Origin of the sequence: Cellvibrio sp. ARAG 10.3 (assembly GCF_051846955.1) — a bacterium.
Taxonomy (GTDB): domain Bacteria; phylum Pseudomonadota; class Gammaproteobacteria; order Pseudomonadales; family Cellvibrionaceae; genus Cellvibrio.
The window spans coordinates 1-21,100 of sequence record NZ_JBPYCU010000012.1 but is presented as its reverse complement, the minus strand read 5'-3'; the positions used below and the strand labels follow the sequence as shown (position 1 = coordinate 21,100).

29 protein-coding genes and 4 tRNA genes are annotated in these 21,100 nt (G+C 48.9%); all 33 read right to left on the bottom strand.

Annotation, left to right across the window (positions count from 1 at the left end; translation table 11 throughout):
• Window positions 1-11: 11 nt before the first annotated feature.
• The 33 genes from secY to ACSV5M_RS14845 all read right to left on the bottom strand — a co-directional run bounded on the left by secY (window position 12) and on the right by ACSV5M_RS14845 (window position 20,820).
• Window positions 12-1,349, bottom strand: coding sequence for a preprotein translocase subunit SecY (secY, locus tag ACSV5M_RS15005; RefSeq protein WP_439177046.1), 1,338 nt, complete (start codon window positions 1,347-1,349; stop codon window positions 12-14).
• 11 nt (window positions 1,350-1,360) lie between these two features.
• The gene (gene rplO, locus ACSV5M_RS15000; RefSeq protein WP_439177045.1) at window positions 1,361-1,795 is read right to left on the bottom strand and encodes a 50S ribosomal protein L15; all 435 of its coding nucleotides are present in this window, start codon (window positions 1,793-1,795) and stop codon (window positions 1,361-1,363) included.
• A gap of 1 nt (window position 1,796) precedes the next feature.
• A complete protein-coding gene (gene rpmD / locus ACSV5M_RS14995; RefSeq protein ID WP_087466551.1) occupies window positions 1,797-1,982 on the bottom strand; it encodes a 50S ribosomal protein L30 in 186 nt (61 codons plus the stop codon).
• A 37-nt stretch (window positions 1,983-2,019) separates the two neighbouring features.
• Window positions 2,020-2,529, bottom strand: a complete 510-nt coding sequence (gene rpsE, locus ACSV5M_RS14990; protein WP_087466552.1) for a 30S ribosomal protein S5 — start codon at window positions 2,527-2,529, stop codon at window positions 2,020-2,022.
• 10 nt (window positions 2,530-2,539) lie between these two features.
• Complete coding sequence (gene rplR / locus ACSV5M_RS14985; protein WP_439177044.1) at window positions 2,540-2,890, bottom strand: 50S ribosomal protein L18; 351 nt, start codon at window positions 2,888-2,890, stop codon at window positions 2,540-2,542.
• Window positions 2,891-2,900: 10 nt separating this feature from the next.
• Window positions 2,901-3,434 carry a 50S ribosomal protein L6 gene (rplF, locus tag ACSV5M_RS14980; protein ID WP_439177043.1) on the bottom strand — a complete coding sequence of 178 codons (534 nt, stop codon included), beginning with the start codon at window positions 3,432-3,434 and terminating at the stop codon, window positions 2,901-2,903.
• Window positions 3,435-3,447: 13 nt separating this feature from the next.
• On the bottom strand, window positions 3,448-3,840 hold the full coding sequence (gene rpsH, locus ACSV5M_RS14975) for a 30S ribosomal protein S8 (protein ID WP_439177042.1): 393 nt from the start codon (window positions 3,838-3,840) through the stop codon (window positions 3,448-3,450).
• Between the two features lie 30 nt (window positions 3,841-3,870).
• Window positions 3,871-4,176 carry a 30S ribosomal protein S14 gene (rpsN, locus tag ACSV5M_RS14970; protein WP_439177041.1) on the bottom strand — a complete coding sequence of 102 codons (306 nt, stop codon included), beginning with the start codon at window positions 4,174-4,176 and terminating at the stop codon, window positions 3,871-3,873.
• Window positions 4,177-4,186: 10 nt separating this feature from the next.
• On the bottom strand, window positions 4,187-4,726 hold the full coding sequence (gene rplE / locus ACSV5M_RS14965; protein ID WP_439177040.1) for a 50S ribosomal protein L5: 540 nt from the start codon (window positions 4,724-4,726) through the stop codon (window positions 4,187-4,189).
• A gap of 6 nt (window positions 4,727-4,732) precedes the next feature.
• A complete protein-coding gene (gene rplX / locus ACSV5M_RS14960) occupies window positions 4,733-5,050 on the bottom strand; it encodes a 50S ribosomal protein L24 (RefSeq protein ID WP_439177039.1) in 318 nt (105 codons plus the stop codon).
• 35 nt (window positions 5,051-5,085) lie between these two features.
• Entirely contained in the window at window positions 5,086-5,454 is a 369-nt protein-coding gene (rplN, locus tag ACSV5M_RS14955) for a 50S ribosomal protein L14 (protein WP_087466559.1), read from the bottom strand.
• Window positions 5,455-5,491: 37 nt separating this feature from the next.
• Window positions 5,492-5,758, bottom strand: coding sequence for a 30S ribosomal protein S17 (gene rpsQ, locus ACSV5M_RS14950; protein WP_439177038.1), 267 nt, complete (start codon window positions 5,756-5,758; stop codon window positions 5,492-5,494).
• Between the two features lie 2 nt (window positions 5,759-5,760).
• Window positions 5,761-5,952, bottom strand: a complete 192-nt coding sequence (gene rpmC, locus ACSV5M_RS14945) for a 50S ribosomal protein L29 (protein ID WP_087466561.1) — start codon at window positions 5,950-5,952, stop codon at window positions 5,761-5,763.
• The gene (gene rplP / locus ACSV5M_RS14940; protein ID WP_439177037.1) at window positions 5,952-6,365 is read right to left on the bottom strand and encodes a 50S ribosomal protein L16; all 414 of its coding nucleotides are present in this window, start codon (window positions 6,363-6,365) and stop codon (window positions 5,952-5,954) included. The genes rpmC and rplP overlap by 1 nt, the downstream gene beginning before the upstream one ends.
• A 12-nt stretch (window positions 6,366-6,377) precedes the next feature.
• Complete coding sequence (gene rpsC, locus ACSV5M_RS14935; RefSeq protein WP_439177036.1) at window positions 6,378-7,058, bottom strand: 30S ribosomal protein S3; 681 nt, start codon at window positions 7,056-7,058, stop codon at window positions 6,378-6,380.
• A 16-nt stretch (window positions 7,059-7,074) separates the two neighbouring features.
• Window positions 7,075-7,404: a 50S ribosomal protein L22 gene (gene rplV / locus ACSV5M_RS14930; RefSeq protein WP_087466564.1), complete on the bottom strand. Its 330-nt coding sequence runs from the start codon at window positions 7,402-7,404 to the stop codon at window positions 7,075-7,077.
• Window positions 7,405-7,432: 28 nt separating this feature from the next.
• On the bottom strand, window positions 7,433-7,711 hold the full coding sequence (gene rpsS, locus ACSV5M_RS14925) for a 30S ribosomal protein S19 (protein WP_087466565.1): 279 nt from the start codon (window positions 7,709-7,711) through the stop codon (window positions 7,433-7,435).
• Window positions 7,712-7,744: 33 nt separating this feature from the next.
• The gene (rplB, locus tag ACSV5M_RS14920) at window positions 7,745-8,572 is read right to left on the bottom strand and encodes a 50S ribosomal protein L2 (RefSeq protein WP_439177035.1); all 828 of its coding nucleotides are present in this window, start codon (window positions 8,570-8,572) and stop codon (window positions 7,745-7,747) included.
• Window positions 8,573-8,585: 13 nt separating this feature from the next.
• Window positions 8,586-8,882, bottom strand: coding sequence for a 50S ribosomal protein L23 (gene rplW / locus ACSV5M_RS14915; RefSeq protein WP_439177034.1), 297 nt, complete (start codon window positions 8,880-8,882; stop codon window positions 8,586-8,588).
• Window positions 8,879-9,493 (bottom strand): 50S ribosomal protein L4, encoded by a 615-nt coding sequence (rplD, locus tag ACSV5M_RS14910; protein ID WP_439177033.1) that lies wholly within the window; start codon window positions 9,491-9,493, stop codon window positions 8,879-8,881. Before rplD ends, rplW begins: the two co-directional genes overlap by 4 nt.
• A gap of 20 nt (window positions 9,494-9,513) precedes the next feature.
• Window positions 9,514-10,158 (bottom strand): 50S ribosomal protein L3, encoded by a 645-nt coding sequence (gene rplC / locus ACSV5M_RS14905; RefSeq protein ID WP_439177032.1) that lies wholly within the window; start codon window positions 10,156-10,158, stop codon window positions 9,514-9,516.
• 103 nt (window positions 10,159-10,261) lie between these two features.
• The gene (rpsJ, locus tag ACSV5M_RS14900; RefSeq protein WP_007644456.1) at window positions 10,262-10,573 is read right to left on the bottom strand and encodes a 30S ribosomal protein S10; all 312 of its coding nucleotides are present in this window, start codon (window positions 10,571-10,573) and stop codon (window positions 10,262-10,264) included.
• Window positions 10,574-10,931: 358 nt separating this feature from the next.
• The gene (gene tuf / locus ACSV5M_RS14895) at window positions 10,932-12,155 is read right to left on the bottom strand and encodes an elongation factor Tu (protein WP_439177031.1); all 1,224 of its coding nucleotides are present in this window, start codon (window positions 12,153-12,155) and stop codon (window positions 10,932-10,934) included.
• Window positions 12,156-12,264: 109 nt separating this feature from the next.
• Window positions 12,265-12,340 (bottom strand) — tRNA-Thr (locus ACSV5M_RS14890).
• A 25-nt stretch (window positions 12,341-12,365) separates the two neighbouring features.
• Window positions 12,366-12,439 (bottom strand) — tRNA-Gly (locus tag ACSV5M_RS14885).
• A gap of 126 nt (window positions 12,440-12,565) precedes the next feature.
• Window positions 12,566-12,649: transfer RNA gene (locus ACSV5M_RS14880), tRNA-Tyr, on the bottom strand.
• Window positions 12,650-12,743: 94 nt separating this feature from the next.
• A tRNA-Thr gene (locus tag ACSV5M_RS14875) sits at window positions 12,744-12,819 on the bottom strand.
• 46 nt (window positions 12,820-12,865) lie between these two features.
• Window positions 12,866-13,588 carry an SPOR domain-containing protein gene (locus tag ACSV5M_RS14870; RefSeq protein WP_439177030.1) on the bottom strand — a complete coding sequence of 241 codons (723 nt, stop codon included), beginning with the start codon at window positions 13,586-13,588 and terminating at the stop codon, window positions 12,866-12,868.
• 3 nt (window positions 13,589-13,591) lie between these two features.
• On the bottom strand, window positions 13,592-14,332 hold the full coding sequence (locus tag ACSV5M_RS14865; RefSeq protein WP_439177029.1) for a type III pantothenate kinase: 741 nt from the start codon (window positions 14,330-14,332) through the stop codon (window positions 13,592-13,594).
• Entirely contained in the window at window positions 14,329-15,321 is a 993-nt protein-coding gene (gene birA / locus ACSV5M_RS14860; RefSeq protein WP_439177028.1) for a bifunctional biotin--[acetyl-CoA-carboxylase] ligase/biotin operon repressor BirA, read from the bottom strand. The genes ACSV5M_RS14865 and birA overlap by 4 nt, the downstream gene beginning before the upstream one ends.
• Entirely contained in the window at window positions 15,314-16,447 is a 1,134-nt protein-coding gene (alr, locus tag ACSV5M_RS14855) for an alanine racemase (RefSeq protein WP_439177027.1), read from the bottom strand. Before alr ends, birA begins: the two co-directional genes overlap by 8 nt.
• Before the next feature lie 168 nt (window positions 16,448-16,615).
• A complete protein-coding gene (locus ACSV5M_RS14850) occupies window positions 16,616-19,975 on the bottom strand; it encodes a family 16 glycoside hydrolase (protein ID WP_439177026.1) in 3,360 nt (1,119 codons plus the stop codon).
• Between the two features lie 74 nt (window positions 19,976-20,049).
• Window positions 20,050-20,820 (bottom strand): 3-keto-disaccharide hydrolase, encoded by a 771-nt coding sequence (locus tag ACSV5M_RS14845; RefSeq protein ID WP_439177025.1) that lies wholly within the window; start codon window positions 20,818-20,820, stop codon window positions 20,050-20,052.
• Window positions 20,821-21,100: the final 280 nt, after the last annotated feature.

Sequence of the window (21,100 nt, the reverse complement as noted above, 5' to 3'; positions counted from 1 at the left end):
AATAACCGGGATCAGCGGACGTTACTGCCGCCGAATCCTTTTAAGTTTGACTTCTTCATCAGTGATTCATACTGATGAGACATCAGGTGTGCCTGAACCTGGGACATAAAGTCCATCACCACTACTACCACAATCAGCAGAGAGGTGCCGCCCAAATAGAATGGCACGTTAGTAGCCACCACCAGGAACTGGGGTAACAAACACACCGCGGACATATAGATAGCGCCCACCACTGTCAAACGTGTCAGCACGCTATCGATATATTTGGCTGAGTGCTCACCAGGACGAATCCCGGGAATATAAGCACCTGACTTTTTCAAGTTATCGGCCACTTCTTTCGGGTTAAACATCAACGCCGTGTAGAAGAAGCAGAAAAAGGTAATCAATCCGGCAAACAGAATAATATTAAGGGGCTGCCCAGGGCCAATAGCCAAAGCAAACTCCTGTAAAAACTCATTTACAGCGCCTTCACCGCCTTGACCGAACCACTGAGCAATAGATGCCGGAAACAACAGGATACTGCTGGCAAAAATCGCAGGGATAACACCAGCCATGTTAATCTTCAGAGGCAGATGGCTACTTTGTGCAGCGTAACCCTGACGACCTTGTTGCCGTTTCGCGTAGTTTACTGTGATCCGACGCTGGCCTCTCTCTATACGAACAACCAACCAGATAACAGCAAGAGCAATAACAGCGATTACCAGCAGTAACAAGATATGCAAATCACCCTGCCGAGCACTTTCAAATGCCTGACCGATCGCACTGGGCAAGCCTGCAACAATACCGGCAAAAATCAGCATCGATATACCATTGCCAATACCACGCTCCGTAACCTGCTCACCAAGCCACATCATAAATACCGCTCCCGTTACGAGGGATACGATAGCAATGAAGTAAAACGAAAAGCCTGGCTCTCCACCATAGGCATATGATGAGAAGCTCACGGCCATGGCTAATGCCTGCACAGTTGCAAGAACAACCGTAAAGTAGCGCGTATACTGGTTTATCTTACGACGCCCTGCATCACCTTCTTTTTTCAGCTGCTCCAGAGACGGCGTAACAGCTGTCAATAACTGCATAATAATGGAGGCCGAAATATAGGGCATAATCCCCAGAGCCAAGATACTCATACGTTCCAAAGCACCACCGGAAAACATATTAAACAAACCCAGGATTGTCCCCTGGCTTTGATTAAATAAGTTGGCGATACGCTCGGGGTCAAGACCCGGAACTGGAATGTGAGTACCGATGCGATAAACCACAATAGCCAAAAACAGAAAGCGAAGGCGAGCCCAAAGCTCGCCTAAACCTTTTTGATTTGCTAGCGGCAGATTACCGGGAGTTGCCATTCGCGCCTCTTTTATTCTTCGATTTTTCCGCCAGCAGCTTCAATAGCCGCTTTAGCACCTTTAGTCACAGACAAGCCTTTCACTGTAACTGCTTTTTTCAACTCGCCAGACGCAAAAATCTTGGCGCGCTTGATATTTGCATTAAGAACATCAGCTTGCTTCAGCGTTTCCAGATCCACGACATCACCTTCAACCAGATTCAGTTCTGACAAACGAACCTGAGCAGTAACAAGACTGATGCGAGATGTGAAACCGTACTTAGGCAGACGTTTCTGCAGCGGCATTTGACCGCCTTCAAAACCTGGCTTGACTGAACCGCCTGAGCGAGACTTCAAACCTTTGTGGCCGCGACCTGCAGTTTTACCCAGGCCACTACCGATACCACGACCAACACGCTTTTTCTCGCGAATTCTGCCGGGGGCGGGGCTTAGCGTATTAAGACGCATCTTACTCTCCCTCTACCTTAACCAGATAATTTACCAAATTGATCATGCCACGCACTGAGGGAGTATCTTCAACCTCAACAGTATGGCCGATACGGCGCAGGCCCAAGCCTTTCACACAAGCCTGGTGGTTCTTCAGACGATGAGCAGTGCTCTTGATCTGAGTAACCTTAATCATTTTCTTAGCCATGATGATATTCCGCTATCAAGTAATCGATAACTATCGACTAGTTCAGAATCTCTTCAACACTTTTACCACGTTTCGCTGCAACGGCATCAGGAGAGGCCATTGTTTTCAACGCGTCAAAGGTTGCACGAACAACGTTCACAGGATTGGTTGAGCCATAACACTTAGCCAATACGTTCTGAACGCCTGCAATTTCCAGAACAGCACGCATTGCGCCACCGGCAATTACGCCTGTACCTTGAGAAGCAGGCTGCATGTAAACTTTCGATGCGCCATGACGTCCTTTGGTTGGGTATTGCAGCGTATCGCCGTTCAGCTCAACACTGATCATGTTGCGGCGAGCGGCTTCCATAGCTTTTTGAATCGCTACAGGTACTTCGCGCGCTTTACCACGACCGAAGCCGACTTTACCATTACCGTCACCAACCACAGTCAGCGCTGTAAAAGCAAAGATACGACCACCTTTAACAGTTTTGGCAACACGATTTACTTGTACCAGCTTTTCTTGCAAGCCTTCGTTGTTGTCTTCTTCTTTCTTGGAGTAAGCCATATCTTAACCTTTAGAATTCCAGTCCACCTTCACGCGCAGCATCAGCCAGCGCTTTGACACGACCGTGGTATTTGAAACCACTGCGATCAAATGCAACCTGGGTGATACCGGCAGCTTTGGCACGCTCGGCAATCAGGGCGCCGACGGCTTTCGCAGCATCAACGTTGCCGGTTTTGCCGCTACGTAAACTTGCATCAAGCGTTGAGGCGCTAACTAACACCTTTGCACCATCTTCTGCAATAACTTGCGCGTAGATATGACGCGGGGTGCGATGAATCGCCAAACGGGTGATATTCAATTCACGAATCTTTGCACGGGCACGGCGCGCACGGCGAAGACGAGATAACTTCTTATCGCTCATAACCTAGGCCCTACTTTTTCTTGGCTTCTTTACGCAGTACTTGCTCGTCCGAGTAACGAACACCCTTACCTTTATAAGGCTCTGGTGCACGAATAGAACGGATCTCAGCAGCAACTTGACCAAGCAATTGCTTGTCAGCGCTTTTAAGTACAATTTCAGTCTGGCTCGGGGTTTCTACCGTTACACCTGCAGGCAGAGAGTAATTAACGGGATTTGAATAACCCAAAGACAGGTTTACAGTGTTACCTTCTGCTTTAGCACGATAACCTACACCAACAAGTGTCAGCTTTTTCTCAAAGCCTTGACTTACACCGATCATCATATTGTTGACCAGTGCGCGGGTTGTTCCTGCTAATGCATCTGACTGCTTGGCACCATCACGCGGAGCGAAGGTCAGGACGTTATTATCCTGTTTCACTTCTACATTCGGGTGAATTTCGAGCGCCAACGTACCCTTGCCACCTTTTACGGAGAGACTTTGGCCATTCAGGCTTACAGTCACCGCGGCTGGTACTTCAACCGGACTTTTTGCAACTCGTGACATGACGATTTCCCAATTAGAATACTGTGCAGAGGACTTCGCCACCCACGCCAGCGGCGCGTGCAGCACGATCAGTCATTACACCTTTACTGGTAGAAACAATTGCGATTCCTAAGCCACCGCGAACGGTAGGAAGCGCAGTTTTACCGGCATAGTTACGCAAGCCAGGACGGCTTACACGGTCAAGCTCAGCAATTACCGGCTTGCCTTCGAAATATTTCAATTCAATGGTTAACTCTTGTTTAGCACCTTCGCTAATTGAGAAACCACTAACGTAACCCTCATCAGAGAGTACTTTTGCCACGCTGATCTTCAACTTGGAAGATGGCATGGTTACAGTTGCTTTACCCACTTGTTGCGCATTACGAATGCGGGTCAGCATATCTGCCAACGGATCTTGCATGCTCATCAGATTCTGCTCCTAAAATTAAGCCGAGGCTTACCAGCTGGCTTTAACCAAGCCGGGGACATCACCGCGCATGGCCGCTTCACGCAACTTGTGACGGCACAAGCCGAATTTGCGATAAACACCATGAGGACGACCAGTTACACGGCAACGATTACGTTGACGAGATTTGCTGGCATCACGAGGCATTTTTTGAAGTTTGATTTGCGCTTCCCACACTTGCTCTTCAGTAGACGCGGGATTAACAATTGTCGCCTTCAGCTCTGCGCGTTTAGCGGCATATTTTTTCTCGATCTGAGCACGCTTGACTTCACGTGCAATCATAGATTTCTTCGCCATGACGTAACCCTTAGCCTTTGAACGGGAAGTTGAACGCTTTTAACAGCGCACGACCTTCTTCGTCTGTCCGCGCAGTAGTGGTGATACAAATATCCAGACCACGGAGTTTATCAACTTTATCGTAGTCGATTTCCGGGAAGATAATTTGCTCGGTAACACCCATAGAGAAGTTACCACGACCGTCGAACTGCTTCGGGCTGATTCCGCGGAAGTCACGAATACGAGGAATCGCAATCGAAATCAAACGATCCAGGAACTCATACATACGCTCTTGACGCAGAGTTACTTTACAACCGATCGGCCAACCATCACGAATCTTGAAGCCCGCAATTGATTTACGCGCATTAGTCACAACAGCTTTCTGACCAGAAATCTTAATCAGGTCATTCACTGCGTTCTCAAGCACTTTTTTGTCACCTACCGCTTCACCTACACCCATATTCAAAGTGATCTTGGTAATGCGAGGCACTTCCATTACATTCGCCAAGCCCAACTCTTCTTTGAGTTTGGGGGCGATTTCTTTGCTGTATAGATCTTTGAGCCTAGCCATGTCTAATTACGCCCCTACGGCTTCGCCATTGGATTTGAAAACACGAACTTTGTCGCCGTTTTCAAGGATCTTGAAGCCGACGCGATCAGCTTTCTTGGTTGCCGGATTGAAAATAGCAACGTTGGAAGCGTGAATGGAGGCTTCTTTCTCAACAATCCCACCAGCCACACCCAGTTGCGGGTTAGGTTTCTGGTGCTTTTTGATCATGTTAATGCCTGAAATAATCAAACGATCATCAGCCAATACGCGTAATACCTTCCCACGCTTGCCCTTGTCGCGACCGGCGATAACAATCACTTCGTCATCACGTTTAATCTTACGCATTTGTCTGCCCTCGATTCTCTGCTTGGCCCGGTTACTTAAAGTACTTCAGGTGCAAGAGAAATGATTTTCATAAATTTCTCGCCACGCAACTCACGAGTTACCGGTCCGAAAATACGGGTACCAATCGGAGCATCCTGGTTGTTCAGCAGTACGGCAGCATTATCGTCAAACTTGATTAATGAACCGTCTTGTCGACGAACACCTTTTTTGGTGCGCACGACAACTGCCTTCATTACTTGGCCCTTCTTCACCTTACCGCGAGGAATTGCTTCCTTAACGGTAACTTTGATGATGTCGCCCACGGATGCATAGCGACGGTGGGAGCCGCCAAGAACCTTGATGCACATGACACGGCGAGCGCCGCTATTGTCAGCAACATCTAAGTAACTTTCTGTTTGAATCATCGTCCGTCTCCGAAACTTATAAAGTCGCTGAGATCAATTAGATCTCGGTAGCGCGCTCTTCAATATTGACTAAAGTCCAAGTCTTGGTTTTTGACAGTGGACGAGACTCAGCAACGGTAACAATGTCGCCAATTTTGCATTCATTGTTTTCATCGTGAGCTTTCAGCTTTGATGACTTGGTCGTGTACTTGCCATAAACTTCATGCTTAACACGACGCTCAATCAGCACAGTGATGGTTTTATCCATCTTGTCGCTAACGACCTTACCGGTCAATGTACGAGCCTGGTTAGTAGCCTGAGTCATCGTTAGTTACCTGCCTTTTGTTTAAGCACTGTCTTAATGCGAGCGATATCTTTACGAGTCTTCGCCAACAAGTGAGATTGTCCTAACTGACCAGTAGCAGCTTGCATACGCAGCTTGAACTGCTCTTTCAATTGAGCCAACAGTGCGCCATTCAGTTCTTCGACGGACTTTTCGCGGAGTTCTGAAGCTTTCATCACATCACCGAACGTTTTACAAATGTTGTAGTAATAGGCAATTTAGCCGCTGCAAGAGAGAAGGCTTCACGAGCTAACTCTTCGCTCACGCCATCCATTTCATAAAGAACCTTGCCAGGACGAATTTGTGCCACCCAGTATTCCACGTTACCCTTACCTTTACCTTGACGAACTTCCAAGGGCTTTTCGGTAATTGGTTTATCCGGGAATACACGAATCCAGATCTTTCCACCACGTTTTACGTGACGAGTCATCGCACGACGAGCCGCTTCAATTTGGCGAGCAGTTATGCGACCGCGACCAGTTGCTTTCAAGCCAAAATCACCAAAACTCACTTTGGAGCCGCGCTGGGCCAGGCCGCGGTTGCGACCTTTCATTTGCTTGCGAAACTTTGTACGCTTTGGTTGTAACATTTTGCGTACTCCTTACTTGGCTTTTGCAGGTTTTTTCTTGGATGCTGCTTCGGCTTCTACCACTTCGCCGATAACCTCACCTTTGAAAATCCAGACTTTTACACCGATGATGCCGTAGGTTGTGCTCGCTTCGGCAGTTGCGTAATCGATGTCCGCACGCAATGTGTGCAACGGCACACGACCTTCACGATACCATTCACTACGAGCGATCTCGGCACCACCCAAGCGACCACCCACCTGGATTTTGATACCTTCTGCACCCTGACGCATAGCATTCTGTACAGCGCGTTTCATTGCGCGACGGAACATCACACGACGCTCCAATTGTTGAGCAACGCTTTGTGCTACCAGAGCCGCATCCAGATCAGGCTTGCGAATTTCTTCGATATTGATATGGACTGGAACGCCCATTTGCTTGCTGATTTCAGCGCGCAACTTATCAACATCTTCGCCTTTCTTGCCGATCACAATTCCCGGACGAGCGGTATGAATTGTGATTCTCGCCGTATTAGCCGGACGCTCAATATCGACGCGACTGACAGATGCGCTGGCAAGCTTTTCCTGAATGTACGAACGTACTTTCAAGTCTATATTCAGTTTGTCGGCGTACTGGGTACCATCGGCATACCAAACAGAGGTGTGCTTTTTAATGATCCCCAGACGAATACCGTTCGGATGTACTTTCTGACCCATAACGCCTGCTCTCTTACTAGTCGGCTACTTTAACGGTGATGTGACAAGTGCGTTTCACAATGCGGTCAGCACGGCCTTTGGCGCGAGGCTTGATGCGCTTCAGACTGGTACCTTCACCCACATAAATTGTCGACACTTTCAACTCGTCAACATCAGCGCCTTCGTTATGCTCTGCGTTTGCAATTGCAGATTCGAGCACTTTCTTGATTATTGCGGCACCCTTTTTAGTACTGAAGGCCAGAATATCAAGAGCGTCTTCAACGCCTTTACCGCGAATTTGATCGGCTACCAAACGCGCTTTCTGCGCCGACAGACGAGCACCGCTTAGTTTTGCTGATACTTCCATCGTATTACCTCGTAGGCACTTTTAGCGCTTAGCGCTTTTTAGCTTTCTTATCTGCAGCATGACCGCGGTATGTGCGGGTAGCTGCAAACTCGCCAAGTTTGTGACCAACCATTTCTTCGTTGACCAGGACCGGCACGTGTTGACGTCCATTATGAACAGCCAAAGTCAAACCCACCATCTCCGGCATAATCATGGAACGGCGCGACCAGGTTTTAATTGGACGACGATCATTACCTGCGATCGCTGCTTCGACCTTCTTAATCAGGTGAAGATCGATAAAAGGACCTTTTTTCAGTGAACGTGGCACTGTTGTTTCCTCACTCAGCTGTTAAGTCGACGCTTACTTCTTGTCGCGACGACGAACAATCATCTTATCGGTGCGCTTGTTTTTGCGCGTTTTGTAACCCTTGGTTGGGATACCCCATGGTGAAACCGGATGACGACCACCAGAAGTACGACCTTCACCACCACCGTGCGGGTGATCAACCGGGTTCATCGCAACACCGCGCACAGTTGGACGAACACCACGCCAGCGAGTAGCACCCGCCTTGCCCAGTGAACGCAAGTTGTGTTCGCTGTTGGAAACTTCGCCCAAAGTAGCACGACACTCACTCAATACTTTGCGCATTTCACCACTACGCAAACGCAAGGTGGCATACGCACCCTCACGAGCAACCAACTGAGCAGACGCACCTGCTGAGCGAGCAACTTGTGCTCCCTTACCAGGCTTCAGCTCAACACAGTGAACCACGCTACCTAACGGGATATTGCGAATTGGCAACGCATTGCCAACTTTGATAGAAGCGGCATCACCTGACTCAATCTTGTCTCCGGCAGACAAACCTTTCGGAGCAATGATGTAGCGACGCTCACCATCTGCGTAGCACACCAGCGCAATATACGCAGTACGGTTTGGATCGTACTCAATACGCTCAACAACTGCCGGAATGCCATCTTTGTTACGACGAAAATCAATCACACGATAATGCTGTTTGTGACCACCACCCACATGACGGGTAGTGATACGACCTGCATTATTACGGCCACCACTTTTGGATTTCTTTTCCAACAGCGGCGCGTAGGGTTCACCCTTATGCAAATCAGGGTTCACCACACGGACGACAAAGCGGCGACCGGGCGAGGTTGGTTTACTTTTTACAATAGCCATTGCAACGATCCCCTTACTCAGCTACCGCAAAGTCGATTTCTTGACCTTGCTCAAGACGTACATAAGCCTTCTTCCAATCGCTCTTTGCGCCAACTCCGTAGCGGGTACGCTTGGTTTTGCCTTTAACATTCAGCACTCTTACGCTTTCAACTTTGGCGTTAAAAAGTGACTGAATAGCGGCTTTAATTTCAAGCTTGCTCGCACTCGGCAGCACCTTGAAAACAACTTGGTTACTAGCATCGCCAGCTGCTGCGGCTTTCTCGGAAACCACTGGACCTAGCAACACTTTGTACAGGCGTTCTTGGTTCATCCCAGGATCTCCTCAAATTTTTTCAGAGCAGGAACAGTAACAACAACTTTATCGAAACGAATCAAGCTGACTGGATCAACACCTTGCACATCACGCACGTCAACTTTGTGCAGATTGCGAGACGCAAGAAACAGGTTTTCACTCATTTCCTCTGTCACGATCAACGCTTCTGACAGATCATACTGAGCCAACTTTTGAACCAAACTCTTTGTTTTCGGAGCATCAACATCGAAGCTCTCAACAACAACCAGACGATCCTGACGGTTCAGCTCAGACAAAATGCACTGCAGCGCTGCACGATACATTTTCTTGTTAAGCTTTTGATCATGGTTGCGCGGCTTGGCAGCAAAGGTGACACCACCTGAACGCCAGATCGGGCTGCGAATAGTACCCGCACGCGCACGACCAGTACCTTTTTGACGCCAGGGCTTTTTACCACCACCAGAGACTTCAGCACGAGTCAACTGCGCCTTCGTCCCCTGACGAGCACCAGCCATGTAAGCAACAACAGCCTGATGAACCAGATCCTGATTAAACTCTCTACCGAAAGCCACCTCGGATACATTTAATGTACCTTTAGCGCCACCGGGTGTAACAATATTTAATTCCATCGTCGATTCCTCTCGGATACTTAAGCGTTGTTGCGCGCTTTAACAGCTGGACGCACAATCACATCGCCACCTGGCGCACCAGGGATAGCACCCTTGACCAAAAGCAGATTACGCTCAACGTCGACCCGAACCACTTCGAGATTCTGAACAGTTACCTGCTCAGCACCCATGTGACCAGTCATTTTTTTGCCTTTGAAGACACGACCCGGGGTTTGACACTGACCAATAGATCCAGGAACACGGTGCGAACGCGAGTTGCCGTGAGTAGCATCTTGCATACCGAAGTTCCAACGCTTGACGGTACCGGCATAACCCTTACCTTTAGAGGTGCCTGTAACATCAATCTTTTGACCAGCCACGAAGGTCTCAACAGTAATCTGAGAACCCACTTCGAAAGCTTCTTGAGAGTCGTTACGCAATTCCCACAGGCCACGACCTGCCTCAGCATTCGCTTTGGCAAAATGACCAGCTTCGGACTTGGTAACACGGGAGGAGCGACGAGAACCAATAGTCACCTGAACAGCAGAGTAACCATCGGTTTCTACATTCTTAACCTGAGTGACGCGGTTGGGCTCAACCTCAATCACGGAGACAGGAATGGATAAACCATCATCGGTAAATATGCGAGTCATGCCGCTCTTGCGGCCGACAATACCAATCGTCATTTTACTAACCTCTTAGTGTACGGGGCTTTTACCCGCTATGGCCGCCCATTTCAGAGCGTTACACAGTCATGCGACCCTATGCCGCATGACTTAAAACATTTACTTAGCCGAGACTAATTTGAACTTCAACACCTGCAGCCAGATCCAGCTTCATCAAGGCGTCTACAGTTTTTTCAGTAGGCTCAACAATATCCAGCAAACGCTTATGTGTACGAATCTCGTACTGATCACGCGCATCTTTATTAACATGCGGAGAAATCAATACAGTGAAGCGCTCTTTACGAGTCGGCAGCGGAATCGGACCACGAACCTGAGCACCTGTACGCTTTGCTGTTTCAACAATCTCTTGAGTAGAGGCGTCGATAAGCTTGTGATCGAAAGCCTTCAGGCGAATCCGAATGCGTTGATTCTGCATGTGAACCGAACTCCAAATGTTATTAAAGAACAACCTTGCTTGCTGACGCAGAAAGCACCCCAGCAAAAGGAGGCGCAATCTTAATGATCAGCACACAAGCTGTCAACAGGGATAATTTAAAAAGATAAAGATATTTAACAGCACAAACCCGATAGCGTAGCGATCAGACAAAAGCCTCTGCCACTATTGCACGACGAGACGCACCAGCAACAAAAAATACCGAGCTCAACCCGCAATTTAACGCCCCGAATCTATCGTCACCCCATACAATCATCGGGAAAAGCTATCAACTTATCCGATATTCCCTCCAGATAAAAAAAGACGCCTCAATGAGGCGCCTTTTTTGAGAGAAGGTTGCTTACTGAATGATCTTGGCAACGACACCAGCACCGACAGTACGGCCACCTTCACGAATCGCGAAGCGCAGACCTTCTTCCATCGCAATCGGGTGAATCAGCGTCACCGCCATCTGGATGTTGTCACCTGGCATAACCATCTCTACACCTTCCGGCAACTCACAGGCACCAGTTACGTCCGTGGTACGGAAGTAGAACTGCGGACGGTAGCCCTTGAAGAACGGCGTATGACGACCACCTTCCTCTTTGGACAGCACGTACACTTCTGCCTGGAACTTGGTATGCGGTGTCACTGAACCTGGCTTACACAATACCTGGCCACGCTCCACTTCATCACGCTTGGTACCACGCAACAACACACCAACGTTTTCACCGGCACGACCTTCATCAAGCAGCTTGCGGAACATCTCCACACCGGTACAGGTGGTCTTGATGGTTTCTTTCAGACCAACGATCTGAATCTCTTCACCCACCTTGATAACACCACGCTCTACCCGACCGGTTACTACCGTACCGCGACCAGAGATGGAGAATACGTCTTCTACCGGCATCAGGAAGGGCTGGTCAATGGCGCGAACCGGCTCAGGAATGTATGCATCCAGAGACTCAACCAGTTTCTTCACGGCGCTGGTGCCCAGACCGTTCTCATCTTCACCATTCAGCGCCATCAGCGCAGAGCCGGCAATGATCGGGGTGTCATCACCCGGGAAGTCGTAGTTGCTCAGCAACTCACGCAGTTCCATCTCAACCAGTTCCAGCATTTCGTTGTATTCGTCGGTACCTACACCGCCACAGTCTTCAGCCAGCAGGTCAGCCTTGTTCAGGAAGACCACAATGTAGGGAACGCCTACCTGACGGGACAACAGGATGTGCTCACGGGTTTGCGGCATCGGACCGTCAGTCGCACCACACACCAGGATAGCGCCGTCCATCTGGGCCGCACCGGTGATCATGTTTTTTACATAGTCGGCGTGACCCGGGCAGTCGACGTGCGCATAGTGGCGTGTCGGCGAATCGTATTCAACGTGCGAGGTATTGATGGTAATACCGCGCGCCTTCTCTTCCGGTGCATTGTCGATACCATCAAATGCTACCGCTGAACCACCCCAGGTTTCTGCACACACGCGGGTCAGCGCTGCAGTCAATGTGGTTTTGCCGTGGTCAACGTGACCAATGGTGCCCACGTTGACGTGGGGCTTGTTACGTTCAAACTTTTCCTTCGCCATTGCGAGCGCCTCCTCAGACTATATATATGAAATAAAACGCAATCAGTTGTGAAAAACCAAATACACAGACAAAAAACAGCCGCGAGAGCATGGACTCCCGCAGCAGATATGGAGCTCAAGAGCAGATTTGAACTGCCGACCTCACCCTTACCAAGGGTGTGCTCTACCAACTGAGCTACTTGAGCCGAAACCTTGCCATGAGGCAAAATCTGGAGCGGGTAGCGGGAATCGAACCCGCGTCATCAGCTTGGAAGGCTGAGGTTCTACCATTGAACTATACCCGCCGAACCCGCCCGACTTACGCCAGATTTAAACCTGTAACCTGACGATCAATCTTGCCTCACCACCGAATACGGGAATCTACATCACTACTCAGCGGCGTTTGCCAACACAGGAAGTCAGCTGGAATATGGTGCAGGGGGGTGGATTCGAACCACCGAAGCTCACGCGTCAGATTTACAGTCTGATCCCTTTGGCCGCTCGGGAACCCCTGCCAAAAACAGCCGGCATTTTCAGGCCGACCCGAACCACTGTCAACTTATTTTTTTCAACAAATTCACAGAGTTACGAATAAGTCATGCTTAAAAATGGAGCTGGCGAGAGGAATTGAACCCCCGACCGGCTGATTACAAGTCAGCTGCTCTACCTACTGAGCTACGCCAGCTTTTAAAACCACGACTTATTGTGGAGGCGGGATTCTAGTGAAAGTTTTAACCGCGCGCAACACCCAGACAGAAATTTTGTCTTTTTTCGAGGCCCGGCTGCTGATTCAGCAAATCTACCCAAACCGCAGCGTCTATTTTTTCCGCTTCACCGGGCGCGAGTGTTACCCAGGTTTCGTTATGCGTGCGCTCAACTTCGCGTAGTTCTGGTTGATATCCTTGCATACGGATTTCTTCAAGGCGCGCCTGCGCGGCTGATTGATCATTAAACATGCCGAATGAAATACCGTTTGCCAGCTCACCTGAAGGAATGATGTAACTATCAATATTTTTAGACTGAATTTCATACAATCGACGCAATGCCTCTTTCTCAGACATTTCCGGACGCAGGTAGACCCAATATGCGACGCTGTCCGGCACTTCAACGGAGGTGATCGCTGCATGGGCATCCATCGCTGCCAGTCGCTCCACAAGGTATTCGGCGTGAAGCAGTTGCGCATACGGCCCAACCATCGTGCACATTTCGCTATTACTTGCTGAAGGGTTTCTCGATGAACTTTTATTTGCACCCGCTTTTTCCGTCAATATGTCACGCTCTGCCTCGCTGAGCATTTTTAACGAAGCACCACTTAAAGCGCGCGCAGGAGGCGCAGCACTTGATCTGGCAGGCTCGTCAGGCCCTACAAATAATTGCATCAAAAGAACAACAATGTTGATGCCCAACAACGATAAGCAAATTGAACGCATAGTTAACGCATCCCCATAAAACAAAAATTAATCGGCGGAAAATATTAATTCCAGACCATCTAGCACCAGATCAGGCACAAACACTGCCGTATTAAAGAATTTCGCCAGCAGGGATCCATCCCCGCCAGTGAACAAAAGCGCAGGAGGAAAGGCCGAGTTTTCGATTAACGAAAGCTGCTGGATCGCCTGTTGAACCAAGCCGACCATCATAGCCAGCTGGGCGGCAGCAACAGCAGAGACCGTATCCCGGCCTGGAGCGAGGCCAGTTGACATCACCCCACCCTGCACTTTCACGCCTTGCGTGTTGATGGACAAAGCGCGCTGCATAGCGGCGATACCCGGTGCAATATAACCGCCGTGATGAACCCCTTGTTGATCCAGCAAATCCACAGTGATCGCACTGCCGCAATCAACCACCACACAAGAGCCATTCACTCGCGTATAACTGGCAAGCATCGCTAACCATCGATCAACACCGAGGCGCTCCGGAAAAGCATATCCATTGGTTACTCCAGCGCATTTGCTTTCGGCCCTGGCAAAACGAGGCATAACACCGAATTCTTTTACTGCCCAATCAGCAAATGTCCTATCTTGCGCTTCGCCCAGCACGCTAACGATAAAAATGTGCTGAATGGATTGGCCGGCCAATATACTCGAAAGTGAGGAATAAACTTCATCATTGGGAATAGCACCGTGCGCTACATCACGACGATCTTCTCGCAATCGCCATTTAAGACGCGTATTGCCCCGGTCAATTTGCAATATCATGGCGCACCCCTCAAGGAAACCTCACCGCCATGGAATAATGTCTCGCCCTCTTCCGTGCGTAAACGCAAGGCACCCGATGCATCCACACCCAGCATTCGACCAGTAACAACAGATTTTGCAGTATGAAGCTCTACCGTCTGATCGGCGAAAATATTTAGCGACTCCCATCGCTCGCGATAGGCAATAAATTTTTGGTCTGCATAATGATGCAGGAGAGGCAATAAATGGGATAACAAGGTCGCAACTAAATCATTGCGTGAGACTTCCCGATCAAGGTTGGTCTCCGTCTGGATTGTTTCAACATCAACCCATGGCTGATCAATAGCTAGCGCGCTGGATTTCGGCATCGAGACATTTATTCCGATGCCGACCACCACTTGACAAAGACCAGCCGGGTCACCTGTCATCTCCAGCAATATGCCAGCCAATTTGCGTTGCCTCCACAGCACGTCGTTTGGCCACTTTAACTGTATGCCGGCGATTCCCAATTGCCCCAATGCTTCAGCAATGACAACGCCGACGGCCAAACTTAATCCTTCCAACGCAGCAGCACCATTGAAATTCCATAACAGGGACAGGTAAATATTTTTACCAAAGGGACTGATCCAGTGGCGCCCGCGCCGCCCCTTACCTGCGGTTTGTTGTTCTGCCAGGTAAACATAACCATTTTCATGATTCATGGCTTGCTGCATGACGTAGTTGTTGGTGGAGTCAATGACTGTGTGAATATCGAGTTCGCGCAATAGCTTTGACGCGTCCGGTGAAAGTTGTGACTCAATATATCCGGCATTCAACAAATCCAGCCCATCAGGCAAACGGTAGCCTTTGCCCTTGATGGATTCCAATGAAATACCGAGTCCTTCAAGTTTTTGCAGTTGCTTCCATACGGCCGTGCGGCTCAGGTTCAATATTTCGCCCAACTCTTGTCCGGAATGAAATTGCCCATCGGCCAGCAGCTGTAGAATTCGCTGCAGAGAATCATCATTCATAAAGAGCCCCTTGCTCAACCCTCGTACCATTTTTCACATAGCAGCGTTGATAGCGGTTTCCCAAGCTCGTAAGAATGTCGTAACCCAACGCCCCCGTCAGAACGGTCCACCTGTCGACGGTTAGTTCATTGTTTAACACATGAATTACGCTGTCCTTATCTGCACTAGCCGTTGAGACATCAAAAATAGTGGTATCCATAGATATACGTCCCACCACAGGGACGTGATGATGGCCAATCATACCGAAGCCCTGCCGACCAATGGTGCGGTGCAAGCCATCAGCGTATCCGCCAGCAACAACGGCAAGCCGCGCTGGCGGAGAGACCGTGACTGTTGCTCCGTAGCCGATGCTGGCGTCCTCTGATAACTGACGAATTTGGAGAATAGGTAAAGCCAGGCGCAAGACCGGTTTAACTGGCGAAGGCTCTAGTGGTTGAGGATTCACGCCATAAAGTGCTGCACCTGGTCGCACAAGATCAAAATGCCAAGCTGGGCCGAGATAAATGCCGGAGGAATTAGCCAAACTGAAACGCGCCTCAGGCAATAGCTGCCGGGATACACTCACCAACGCCTGAAACTGAATCAACTGATAGCTATTCAAAGGATGTTCCGGTTCATCGGCACAAGCCAAGTGGCTCATTATCAAGGCCGGGCGAAGCGATTGTAGCTCTTCGCCGGATGCCAGCAATGCCGACCATTCCTGAATATCCAGGCCGAGGCGGTTCATGCCCGTATTGATTTTAATCGCACACGGGGGCGAACTATCCCACTCCTGGGTATATGCCAGCCAACGCCGAATATCCTCCAGAGAAAACAAGACCGGCGAAAGATGATTGCGCAAGAATAATCGTTCTGCACCAGGCCGGACTCCGCCCAATACATAAACCCGCGCATCCGGTTTCAGATACTGACGTGCGGCCATTGCCTCTTCCAGCGTGGCCACAAAAAACTCCCGGCAACCTGCTTGATAAAGTGTCGGGCCCACATAAGCTGCCCCCAGTCCATATGCATTGGCTTTAATGACTGCGGCAGCAGAGGTCTTGCCAGAAAGCTGGTTATTGATCGTGCGCCAATTCGCCTCAATGGCAGATAAATCTATAGTCAATATACCCGTTGATGATTTCATAAATCCGCACACCTCGCTCACATGCCGAAGCATCTAAACAAAGTTGGTGCTAGAAATCTATCCAGACGATAAAGAATATTTCGGGAAGGCAGAGGCTGTAGCTACGCGAATCAAAAAAATCCTGTAGCCCTATCTGGACTACAGGATTTTAAGCGCAATCAATCGGATCTATTTGGCAGGAAATTGGTAAAGCGTGTAATACGCCTCCAGGGAGTGGGCCGCCTCAGCGCCGTAAAGCGCAGTCGCATTTAAAGCAAAATGGTATACCCGGGCAGTTTGCTGTGGATGAACCTCGGGCTGTTTCGTTGATGCCAACTGCACAACAAGAGAGGTCTTGTCATCCGACCATGTCAGACCCGCTATTGACTCCTGCCGTTCGTCCATAACTTCAGAACCATAGTCGGGTGCATCACGGTATACCCAGGAGGAGACTTTTAATTGTTCCAATAGGCTTGCTGAGTCCGGCGCCGTCAGCACAGGCTTGGTAAATGTAATCTCGAAGCCGTTGGTTCGGGCAGAAACCTTGAATATGCTTGCTGGCAGCGCTTTGCTGCTCCGCACAATGCGTTGCAAACTGGCCACATGTCCACCTTTTGCTTGCCAGCCACGTCCGGTTTGTCCTAATAACAAACTTCCATCCGCCAAAAACACCGGTCTCATCACGCCGGATTCAAGGCCTGTGGCAAAAGGAATAACCACCCCCTGCTCTATGCCATCTACCGTTTCTGTTATCACCCGCAGTAAGTTGGACTGCGTTTGATCACCGATAAACATATGACCGGTGAAGGGACCGAAACGGCCATCTGTGGTATCCCAAACCGGGTGCCCGGGCGAGTTGGCAACCCGGTTCTGAGGCAGCAAAACAACCGCTTTTTCTCGTTTGTCTCGCACCTTTTCCCAGGCAATCTCCGGTGAGTCAGGAGTCATTCCCGGCAAATCCACCAAACCGGATGGATGTCCGTAGAATGCCTCTTTTTTCAGGACAAAGATTTTGGAGGTTGCAACAAACTCTCCCTGGTTATCGGAATACCATAAACGACCATCCGGGGCTTTCGCGATACCTGCCGGACTGCGTAGACCGTTCGCCCACAAATCATATTTACCTTCAGGAGTGACACGGATAGCCCAGCCACTTAAACCTCCGGTCGTACCCATGTACATGCCATCGGCTTTATAGACTGCCTCATCAGTATGAGACAGGTTCAGTGTAATGTAGTAGGCACCGTCCACACCTCGGGCAGGGCCATGCATGTAGGCATGGTAGTTTCCATGATAACTGTGCGCATCAAATAATGTTTCAAATGTATCGGCGCGGCCATCACGATTAGTGTCAGTGATGCGAGTCAACTCCGCCTTTTGACCCACCACCAACTGCAAACCTTTTTTATCTTCGATTATCACACCCAGGCTATCGAAAACACCTTCCGCAAACAATTGCCATTCACCTTTCACGATACGCCATATACCTGCTGTACGCGTCGCGACAACAATGGTGCCGTCGTCCGCAACAGCTAAGCCCAGCGCTTCAAATAATTGCTCTCTGCCGTAGTTGTCGCGCGGAGGTAAATAGCTTTCTATTCTATAACCCTCTGGCAACTCCGCGCTGGCAGGAATAATTTGTAGCTTTTGTTTTTGATAGTTAAAGTCAGATGGTGACGGACGCCAGCTTGATGCAGCCACTCTCAATTTGGCTTTTAGGACGATGTCTTTACTGGTTTTTGCAGGAATAGTCCATGTTGCCTGAGCACTACCCGATCCAGGCTTGATGTCGCCGGCAGAGGCTTGAGCTTCGAGCAATACATCTGTATTGATTGCAAACGTTTGTGCAGTTGTAAATTTACCGCGGAGATGAATCTCTGTTTCGCCGCTTGCAGCGATGCGAGTTTCCATTGCAATGATATTCTTCCCTACACGGTATCGAAATTGCGGAAGCGATTCTGGTGAAGCTGAATTGCGCTCATACCCGAGAAATTGTGCATCAATGGATTTTAATCGCTCAAGATGATCCTGTTTGCTGTACAAAGACTCCGCTATCGTCTCCGTATCATTAAACACAGCCTCTTTAAATGAAAAATCTATTAATTGTTCTTTATCGTTCATAGGTGCCAGCAAGAAGCCAGCCCGCCCCATCTCCAGCACCTGACTCTCATAGCCGGTTTTCAATCCGCGTCCACCCCGGTTTTTGAGCTCACCGGACACGTCAAGAAAACCACCTTGCCATATTTTAGCGATGGCTAGCAGGCGAGGGTCAAAGGTGTAATTAATGCCATTGGTTTGCCCCACATGAATCGCTCTCCCGGAAACACCCTCCATTGGACCACGCTGGATGCGCGTTTGATCATCAACCAGCAGTTGTAGATCATCCTTTAGCGGGTCATATTTAGCCGGCCCCTCTTTGGTCACCAGAAGAGTAATCGGCCCTTGATCTTGAAGTGGATTAAGCGTGGCCAGATAAGCATTGATTGCATCAACCTGTTTATCTGAAACAGATTGATCCGAGTAAGGAGGCATGATCGGCAAATAAGCCTCACCGACGGAGGCGCCCGTTTCCGCCACAGCTCTTTGAGCAGCGGGCTCACGAATACTTTTTAACAAATAATTACGATTCGCTTTAATGGTAAAGCGGCGGTTGTCTTTACCCTCAATAACCTCTCGATCTCGCGGTACTCGCTTAAATAAACCGAATAAATTGGGACCGCTTTTAACGGACGGATCGTTCTCTTTAATCGCATGGCAGGAAGCGCATCCCAGTGAATGGAATGTTTCATTTCCCATGGCAACCAGGTCTGTTAAACCGTCAACATTGGTTTTTTGGCCGCTCGAAGCCGGCACTTTAACCGCCTCGAAATCCGCATGCTTTATATCCAGATTCTTAAGCGCAACCGCACCTTCAAGATTTCTAATAACTAAAGGACCGTATTGATCTTCCCAGCCATATTTACTGGTTTGGCCAACACCATTTGCCAGAGTGTTTTGCTGAATTACTAAACCATTCAATTTGATTTCAATGAATAGCGCATCTTCAACTTTATTACGCGCATCATCAAACCGGGGTGCTCTAAACTTGACATCCAGACGTTGCCACTCACCGGCCGGTTTGGCTGCATCTAACAACGGCGCGACACCTTCCCCATTTGCACCACGAACATCTAACCCGCCCGCACTCAGGGGCGTTAAGACTTTTGAATTTGAAATCCCTGCGAGATTTATTGCGTAACGGCCCTGAAGGTAGACCTGTGCTCGAGCATCTTCTGCCAGCATAAATTCAAAACTGAGTTGACTATCAGCAAAAAACGTACTGGAAATGAGATCATCCTCTTCCGTCGTATTTTTAAGTAAAACAGAAGCTGACTTACCATCAACAACACTTAATTGTTTGGCATCTTTTGCAAGAACAACCGAGTCGACATGCTGCCAATGCGTAGTAGGCTTGAATAAATCACCGATGTCAGATTGATATTCAGCGAAGACACTTGTGAATGGCAGTACAGTTAAAAGCAGAAATAATAATTTAAAACGAAAGAACATAAGCACCCCTGCATTGAAAATCTGCACTGCAGATTCTCAATGGCTGCGTAATATTTATGATAAAGGAGGGAGAGTTAAAGTTTTCTGACCCAGATATTTCTGAAGCTTACCGGGTTTCCATGATCCTGAAGACGCAATGGAGCACAACCGTGGGCCTCATAGGGTGGCTGTCCAATCCAGGAGGTCGGCCCCTGAATTTCAACATGGTCTTGCACCAATACACCATTATGCAAGACAGTGACATACGCAGGTTTAATCAAAGTACCCTCTTCATCAAACCGCGGGGAACGAAAAATAATATCGTAGTTTTGCCAAACATCAGGGCCGCGCGAAGCGTTAGCTAAGGGTATGGACTGTTTATAAACTGATGCGGCCTGGCCATTGGGGTATGTTTCGTTCTTGTATGAATCAAGAATTTGAACCTCGTAGCGTTCCTGCAAAAAAACGCCGCTATTACCACGCCCCTGCCCTTCCAGCCCCCGGGTTTCTTTTGGTGATTTCCATTCAATATGCAGTTGGATATCACAAAAAGTCTCCTTTGTTCTTATGTCTCCTGTCTTAGGAGCAACGACCATTGCCCCCTTGTCAACGTGCCAACGCGCTGCACCACCATCCACACCTTGCCATTGATCAAGACTCTTTCCGTCAAAAAGCACTACAGCATCCGAGGGGGGATTCTTCTCCGATGTCGTAACAACCTTTGGAACAGGCTCCCAAACCTCCGTTTCTTGAGCCAACTCCCAAGGTTCTTTTTTTTCTTTAGCTGCAGCCTCAAACCCCAGGACAAAACAGCATAAGGAAACAATTGTCAGGACAGTATTTTTTTTTATCGTTTTTGCTTGCATAGGAATAAACTCTATTTTATGAATCTTAATGTTTGCAAAACTATAACATTGAACATCAAGGTCCGGAAAACGAGCCGGAGACAAGTCTATTTAAGATTTGTTAAGCAGTTATTTACTGAGGGATAGATTTTTACACATAAAAATATCTCAATGCATATCAATCACACGAGACATAGTCAATTTATTAGAATTATCTGATCCACAAAGAAAAAGCCCCGCCTGTGTATACAGACGGGGCTCGGGATTAAGAGCTTGACGATGACCTACTCTCACATGGGGA